Origin of the sequence: Streptomyces viridochromogenes, assembly GCF_001270495.1 — a bacterium.
GTDB lineage: Bacteria > Actinomycetota > Actinomycetes > Streptomycetales > Streptomycetaceae > Streptomyces > Streptomyces viridochromogenes_A.
This window is the reverse complement of the sequence record NZ_LGUR01000037.1, coordinates 1-7,427: the sequence shown is the minus strand read 5'-3', so window position 1 is coordinate 7,427 and position 7,427 is coordinate 1. Positions and strand designations below refer to the sequence as shown.

Here is a 7,427-nt window from a genome sequence, read left to right as displayed (position 1 = left end):
GGCCAGCACCCCCGGCACCCCCACCCGCGGCAGCACCGCGCCCGGCGACGCCTCATACAGCCGTACAAAGCTGTCACCGCCGCTCAGCAGAAACGGCAGGGTGCGCGTGAAGAACCCCACCGGATCCGGCAGCAGCAGCGCCGCCCCCACGGACGCCGCCACCGGCACCCCGACCAGCGCCGCCAGCCCCCGCCACCGCCGCGCGAACACGAACAGCAGCCCCACCGGCGCCAGCAGCGGCTTCAGCGCGACCGCCGCCCCGATCACCACCCCGGCCGCCACCCACCGCCCCCGACCGGCCAGCAGCAACGCCAGCGGCAGCGCGAGCACCGCCGTCGCCGTCCAGTTCCCCAGCACGACAAGGTGGGCGAACGGCGCGAACCCGGCCGCGAGGCCGAGCAGACCGAGCGCCGCGAAGCGGCTGCGCAGCGGGACGCCGTGGAGACGTAAGGCACAGACCCAGCCCCCGACGAGACACCCGGTCACCGCCGCCGGCACCAGCACGCTCAGCGCACCCCGCGGGATCAGCACCTGAGGAGCCGCCGCCAGCACCGCGCTCGGCAGATAGAGGAAGTGGGAGTCGTCATACGGCGAACCCCCGGCCCACCAGACCCGCGCCGCCCGCACGACGATGGCGTTGTCCATCCCTCCGTCCGAGGTCACCAGGGCCGTACGCGCCACCAGGGCACCCAGCACGGCCCCGAGCGCCCCCCACAGATGCCACGTCGCCCGTCGTACCAACCACCCGGAGATGTCTCTTTTGCGCTCGCTCACCGTGTGAACGCTAGGTGCGGGTGCGTTTCTTGGGACGGACCGGCACACCCTCGGTCCGTCTAAGATGCGCCCCATGAGCTACGGGCAGCAGGGGGGACCCCAGTCCCAGTGGGATCCCTGGAAACCGCAATCCCAGCAGCCGTGGAACAACGGCACCGACGAGACGCCGGACTGGGCCGCACTCGCCGAGGCGTCCGAGACGCGCAACAAACGGCGCCGCCTGCTCTTCATCGGCGGCGGCGCGCTGGCCACCGTCGCGATCGGTGCCGCCGTCGCCGTGGCCGTGGTGTCGGCGAACGACAGCAACGACGCCTCGAACAAACCGGCTTCCGACGTCCCGGGGAGCTCGGGCCTGCCGAACCAGTCCACCGCCCCCTCGTTCGAGTCGACGAGCGCTCCGCCGCCGCTGGACCCGAAGGACTTCGTCTCCAGCAAGAGCAAGGACACCGCTCCGCTCAGCGCGCAGATCCTCTTCCCGGGCACGCAGCTGACCGTGGGTGAGACGACGGTGTACAAGAAGGGCGCGACGGACGACACGAAGAACTGCTCCGCGGCCACCAAGGGCGGGCTGCCGAAGATCCTCACGGACAACGACTGCACCAGCTTCATGCGTGTCTCGTACGTGAAGGACGACGTCGCGGTGACGGTCGGCGTGGCGGTCTTCGACAACGCGGCGCAGGCCACCAAGGTCAAGGGCAAGGTCAACACGAAGACGGACATCATCAGGTCCCTCTCCGGCAAGGGCATCAAGGACTTCTGCACGTCCTCCGTCTGCCTCACGACCTCCAACGCCTACGGCCGTTACGCCTACTTCACGATCACCGGCTTCACCAACGGCAAGGACATGACGGACAAGGACACGGACGCCTTCCAGGTCGGCGAGAACCTGGAGGACTTCGCCTTCCGTCAGATCCACCGGCGCGGCGAGCTCCAGGCGTCGGCTGCGGCCGGCGAGTAACACCGATCCCCACGCCAGGCGGCGCCGGCAGCGGACACCCCGCTGCCGGCGCCGCTTTGCGTTGGGGCCCGGCACACGAACCGGACGTATGGCGTAGTACAGGTGATCACGGAACGTGACGTGACATCACCGCACAAGCTCTTGGATGGTTAACTTTTGAACACACCTTCCACACAGACGTTCCCTCGCCTACACAAATGTGTGAGGATCGTGCATCTATTCGGCCAGTGCTTTAGGCGCCTGGGGGGGCATCTGAGTGGCCGGAGCGCCAAAGAAGGCGTTGGGGGGCGTAGGACCCGGAATGTGAGTGCGCGACGCGTGTGACGTGTCGTGCCGAGATCTGCTGCTGCCTCAACGCACCACCGATCTCACGGGAGTTCCCAGTCGTCATGGCATCGACACTGGTCGAGGGGGGCGTGCCGCATTCGCGGCACAACGCGAAGCTGGCCAAGCGCACGGCCTCCTGGAAGCCGGGCATTCTGCCCTTTCTACTGCCCTTCCTGGCTCTGGTCGCGCAGCTATGTCGAGCATCTGCCGGACTGGTTCCCGTACATGCGCGTCGACGTGCTCACCGAGGAGGGCTGCGAGGCGACGGAGGCGATCGACCGGCTCGCCGCTTCGCATCCGCTCATCCGCGTGGTCACCGTCCCCAAGGCGTACGTCCCGGCCAACGGCACCCGGTTCAAGGCCCGCGCCAACCACTACGCCCATGAGCTGCGCATCGAGGAGGGCGAGACCCTCGACCACGTCTGGGTGCTGCACATGGACGACGACACCGGAGTCGGGCCCGACACCGCGTCCTCGCTCGCCCAGTTCGTCAACCGCCAGCGCCGGGCCCATCCCGACAAGGCCAAGCACATGGCCCAGGGCATCCTGACCTATCCCCGCGAGAACGCGGTCAACCTCTTCACCTGGCTCGCCGACGCGGTGCGCCCCGCCGACGACATCGCCCGCTTCCGCGCCCTGACCGGCATGGGCACGCCGGCCGCCGGCGTGCACGGCGAGCTGCTGGTGCTGCGCGCCTCGATCGAGGCCACGATCGGCTGGGACTTCGGTCCGAAGGAGATCGTCGAGGACGCCCGGCTCGCCCTGACCTTCTGCCGCCGCTACCCCGGCCGCAGCGACTGGTTCAACGGCCGCTGCTACGGCGCCTCCCCCGCCACGGCCCGGGACTTCGTCAAGCAGCGCGACCGCTGGGCCTGGGGCCTGGTGGCCCTGTGCTTCAACAGGGCGGTGCCCTTGCGCTACCGCTGGTTCCTGTCGATCTGCGTCGCCACCTGGATCCTCGGCCCGCTCCAGCACATCGTCGCCGTGCTGTGCATCGGCCTGCTCGTCGGCGACATGAACACCTCGCCCGTCACCTACCTCGTGGGGCTGGGCGCGAACTCCGTGTCCGTCTCCTTCCCCTTCTTCACCGAGGGCCGTACGTCCAACACGCTCACGGCCGGCGCCAAGACGCCGTCCCCGGCCCGTCTGGCGCGCGTGCTGAAGGTCTTCAAGGAAGCCGGGCTGCGCACCACCATCCGGCCGATCATGGACGAGGCGGCCCTGGACCCGCCGACCGGCTGGCGCGGCAACATCGACCCGGCGTCCCGCTCGGCCTGGTTCCGGTCCTACCGGTCCTTCCTCACCCCCTATCTGGAGGCCGCCGAGGAGACCAAGGCCAACACCTTCGTCATCGGCACCGAACTCAACTCCATGGAGGGCGACACCGGCTGGGACAGCCTGGTGGCCTCGGCGGAGAAGACCTTCTCCGGTGAGGTGGCCTACGACGCCAACTGGGACAACTACGTCTCGGGCCGGATCAACATGCCGGTCGGCCACCTCGGCGTCGACGCCTACTTCCCCGTGAAGGTCCCGGACACCGCGTCGGTCTCACGGCTGGTGGAGGGCTGGAACACCTGGCTGGACCGGAAGGCGACCGGCCCTCTGCCCAACATCACCATCGCCGAGGCCGGCATCGCCGCCATGGACGGCGCCTACCACGCGCCCGGCGACTTCTACACCAAGAACACGGTCAACCCGCGTGTGCAGGCCACCTGGTACCCGGCCGTCTGCCAGGTCGTCCAGGAGCGCCGTATGAGCGGCCTCTACTGGTGGTCGATCTGGTTCGACGACGACCCCAACACCCCGCCGGACGACAAGGTCGCCTCCCGGCTGGACTTCGCCGGTGCCGGTCGCCGTGGTCACCGTCCTGCTGTTCGGCGGCTCGGCGCTGATCGCGCCCGTGCTGTGGCGCGGCGGCAACCACGACACGGACTTCCTCTACCTGGCGACCCACACCCGTGCCGTCGCCTTCATGGCGGGCGCGGCGGCGGCGTTCGCCGTGTTCCTGGTGCAGCGGGGAGCCTCCCGCAAGGAGGGAAGGAGAGCCGGCGGCGCCTTCGCCTACCACCTCGCCTCCCTGACCGCGATCCTCTCCCTGGCCGCCGTGGTCTACGTCAGCCTGAAGGTGAGCACCTATCACGAGCCGCTGCTCTACCAGGGCGGTCTCGCGGTCGTCGCCTTCCTGATCGCGCTGACCGCCGCCTGTCTGAGCACCGACCGGGGCCCCCTGGCACGCGCACTCCGCCTGAAGCCCCTGATGGAGATCGGCCAGATCTCGTACAGCCTCTACCTGCTCCATCTGCCGGTGTACTGGCTGCTGTTGATGGCCTACCCGGACATGAAGCCCTACGCCCTGTTCCTGCTGGGCACCGGCTTCACCTGGCTGCTGGCGATGATCATGCACTACGTCATCGAGCAGTTCCGCACCCGCGACTGGCGCCCTGCCCGAGCGGTCCCCCTGTTCACGGCCGCCTCCCTGGCCATCGGCTTCGGCTCCTGGTACCTGCCCACCCACATCGCCGACTCGATGCGCCCCGACGGCAAGCCGCTGGTGCTGACGCTGGGCGACTCGATGGCGGAGGACTTCGCGACCGCGCTGGGCCGGCACGGCAGCAAGTACGCCGTGGTCGACGGCGGCCAGCGGGGCTGCGGCGTCATGTCCCCGACCGCCGTACGGGACCGCACCGACACGGTCTTCAAGAACTGGGAGTCCTGCCTGAAGTGGACGGACTTCTGGTCCGACCAGCTCAGCGCACAGCCCGACGCGGCCCTGATCCACGTGGGCTGGGACGCCGCCGAGCAGCAGATCGACGGCAAGTGGCTCACGCCCTGCGACCGGGCCTACCAGAAGCGCTACGCGAAGCAGCTCGCCAAGGCCGTCGCGCTCGTCAGCGAGGAGTCGCCCGACACCACGGTTCTGCTGATGAACGAGCGGAACTACAACGGAGCGATCACCTCCGAGTGGGGCAGCTGCTTCAACCAGGCCGTCGCCGACTTCGTCGACTCCGCCAGGTCCGAGGTGCATCTGCTCGACCTCGACGGCCTGTTCTGCGACAGGGAGAGCTGCCGCCAGACCACCGACGACGGCAAGCGCCTCTACCCGCCGGGCGACGACGTGCACCTCTCCGAGGCCGGCATGGAGTTCGTCACCCCCTGGCTGGAGAAGGAGCTGGACACAGCGGTCGGCTCCTGACGGACACCGGGCCGGCCCTCACCACAGGGCCCGGCCCGGCCCGCCTAGCAGCACCCGGCGGCGCCCGGCAACGACCGCTTGTTCCGCGCCTCCTTGCTCCGCGCGGCCAGCAACTCGTCGGCGGGGTAGCCGACTTCCTCCAACGTCAGCCCGTGGGGCCGTACGACATGCACGGCCGAGTCCCTGACCCCGGCGGCGAGCACCTTGCCGGGCCAGTCCGCGGGCCGATGCCCGTCCCCGACGAACAGCAACGCCCCGATGAGCGACCGCACCATGTTGTGGCAGAAGGCGTCGGCGCGCACGGTGGCGGTGATGATCCCGTCGTCCCCCCGCACCAGGCTCAGCTCCTGCAACGTCCGAATGGTCGTGGCCCCCTCCCGCTTCTTGCAGTAGGCGGCGAAGTCGTGCTCGCCGAGCAGCCGCCCGGCGGCCTCGTTCATGGCGTCGACGTCGAGGGGCCAGTCGTGCCAGAGGACATGACTGCGCAGCAGCGGGTCGACACCCCCGGGATTGTCGGTGACGCGATACGCGTACCGCCGCCAAACGGCCGAGAAGCGCGCGTTGAACCCACTCGGCGCCTCCCTGAGCGCCCACACCCGCACATCCTTGGGCAACCGCCCGGCGAGCCGCTTGAGCAACTTCTCATGATGCTCACGCCAGACCACCTCCGGCAGATCAACATGCGCGACCTGCCCCCGCGCATGCACACCGGCATCCGTACGCCCCGCCACGGTCAGTTCATACGTCGTGCTCCCCGACCGCGTGACGGTCCGCAGCGCATCCTCGATCTCCCCCTGCACGGTCCGCCGCCCACCGGCTTGCTTGGCCCACCCGGAGAACTCGCTCCCGTCATAGGACAGGTCGAGGCGGACACGGACGTACCCAGGCGCTACTTCATCAGTCACACAGAGATCCTCTCAGGAACACAAAAGCGGGCCCGCTCCTGAGAAAGGAACGGACCCGCCATCGCCCTTCAGGGGCGCGGGGCTGTGTCGGTATGCGGCTCCGCCGCGCGGGCGCGACCCGCCACGACGACGCCGCAGCCGCAAACCGAACAGCCCCCGCAGACGCTTACGCGTCCTTCGACTCCTCGGCCGGAGCCTCAGCGGCGTCCTCAGCCTTGGTCGTGTCGACCTTGGCCTCGGCAACCTCAGCGACCTCGGCGTCCTTGGCGGCACGCTTCGTGGCCGCCTCGGCCTCGCCCGTGGCCTCCTGCGCGACCGTCAGCGCCTCGACCAGCTCGATGACAGCCATGGGCGCGTTGTCGCCACGACGGTTACCGATCTTGGTGATACGGGTGTAACCACCCGGACGGTTCTCGTACCGCGGACCGATCTCGGTGAAGAGCGTGTGGACGACGCTCTTGTCCGTGATGACCTGGAGCACCTGACGGCGGTTGTGAAGGTCGCCCTTCTTCGCCTTGGTGACCAGACGCTCGGCGTACGGCCGCAGACGGCGGGCCTTCGCCTCGGTGGTGGTGATACGGCCGTGCTCGAAGAGCGCCTTCGCGAGGTTCGCGAGGAGCAGCTTCTCGTGCGCGGCACTGCCGCCCAGACGGGCACCCTTGGTGGGCTTCGGCATGTCAATCTCCTGTATGTCTGCCCCGGCCGTATGAGGTACCGAGGTCAGTATCCGAGCAGGCGGTTACCTGTCGGAGATCCGGGAGCAGCCCCGAAGGGGCGCTCCCGGAAGGGGCGCGGGGAACTGCGCGACCAGCCGAAACCGGCCCGCAGAAGCAGTACGGCCTTCCCGCGAAGCGCTTAGTACTGCTCGGTCTCGACGAACCCGGCGTCCGCGTCGTCGTCGGCACCGAAGGCGTCGGCAGCGGCGGTCGGGTCGAATCCGGGCGGGCTGTCCTTGAGCGCGAGGCCCATGCCGGCCAGCTTCGCCTTGACCTCGTCAATGGACTTCGCACCGAAGTTACGGATGTCCAGGAGGTCGGCCTCGGAACGCGCCACGAGCTCACCCACGGAGTGGATGCCCTCACGCTTGAGGCAGTTGTACGACCGAACGGTGAGCTCCAGCTCCTCGATCGGCAGCGCCAGATCAGCGGCAAGGGCGGCGTCCGTGGGGGACGGGCCCATGTCGATGCCCTCGGCGTCGATGTTCAGCTCACGGGCGAGACCGAACAGCTCGACCAGCGTCTTACCGGCCGACGCCATGGCGTCACGCGGA

The 7,427-nt window shown here is 69.1% G+C and carries 6 protein-coding genes and 1 pseudogene; 3 read left to right on the top strand and 4 right to left on the bottom strand.

The genetic code is table 11. The features are described from left to right. On the bottom strand, positions 1-849 hold an 849-nt coding region (locus ADK36_RS07115), incomplete at its 3' end, for a glycosyltransferase family 87 protein (RefSeq protein WP_048587474.1). On the opposite strand from ADK36_RS07115, the gene ADK36_RS07110 reads away from it, so the two are divergent. From ADK36_RS07110 to ADK36_RS07100, 3 genes and pseudogenes are all read left to right on the top strand, one after another. Continuing rightward, entirely contained in the window at positions 848-1,732 is an 885-nt protein-coding gene (locus ADK36_RS07110) for a hypothetical protein (protein WP_048587473.1), read from the top strand. The genes ADK36_RS07115 and ADK36_RS07110 overlap by 2 nt on opposite strands. A 552-nt stretch (positions 1,733-2,284) precedes the next feature. Next, positions 2,285-3,775 (top strand): annotated as a pseudogene (locus ADK36_RS51405) (glycosyltransferase family 2 protein); the annotation flags it as partial. A gap of 127 nt (positions 3,776-3,902) precedes the next feature. After that, complete coding sequence (locus ADK36_RS07100; protein ID WP_048587471.1) at positions 3,903-5,252, top strand: SGNH hydrolase domain-containing protein; 1,350 nt, start codon at positions 3,903-3,905, stop codon at positions 5,250-5,252. Positions 5,253-5,296: 44 nt separating this feature from the next. Here the strand turns inward: ADK36_RS07100 and truA are convergent, their stop codons facing one another. The 3 genes from truA to ADK36_RS07085 all read right to left on the bottom strand — a co-directional run. Beyond that, the gene (gene truA, locus ADK36_RS07095; RefSeq protein WP_048587470.1) at positions 5,297-6,157 is read right to left on the bottom strand and encodes a tRNA pseudouridine(38-40) synthase TruA; all 861 of its coding nucleotides are present in this window, start codon (positions 6,155-6,157) and stop codon (positions 5,297-5,299) included. 166 nt (positions 6,158-6,323) lie between these two features. Beyond that, entirely contained in the window at positions 6,324-6,833 is a 510-nt protein-coding gene (gene rplQ / locus ADK36_RS07090) for a 50S ribosomal protein L17 (RefSeq protein ID WP_048587469.1), read from the bottom strand. Between the two features lie 179 nt (positions 6,834-7,012). Continuing rightward, positions 7,013-7,427: DNA-directed RNA polymerase subunit alpha C-terminal domain-containing protein (locus ADK36_RS07085; protein ID WP_048587468.1), on the bottom strand; the 415-nt coding region annotated here is incomplete at its 5' end.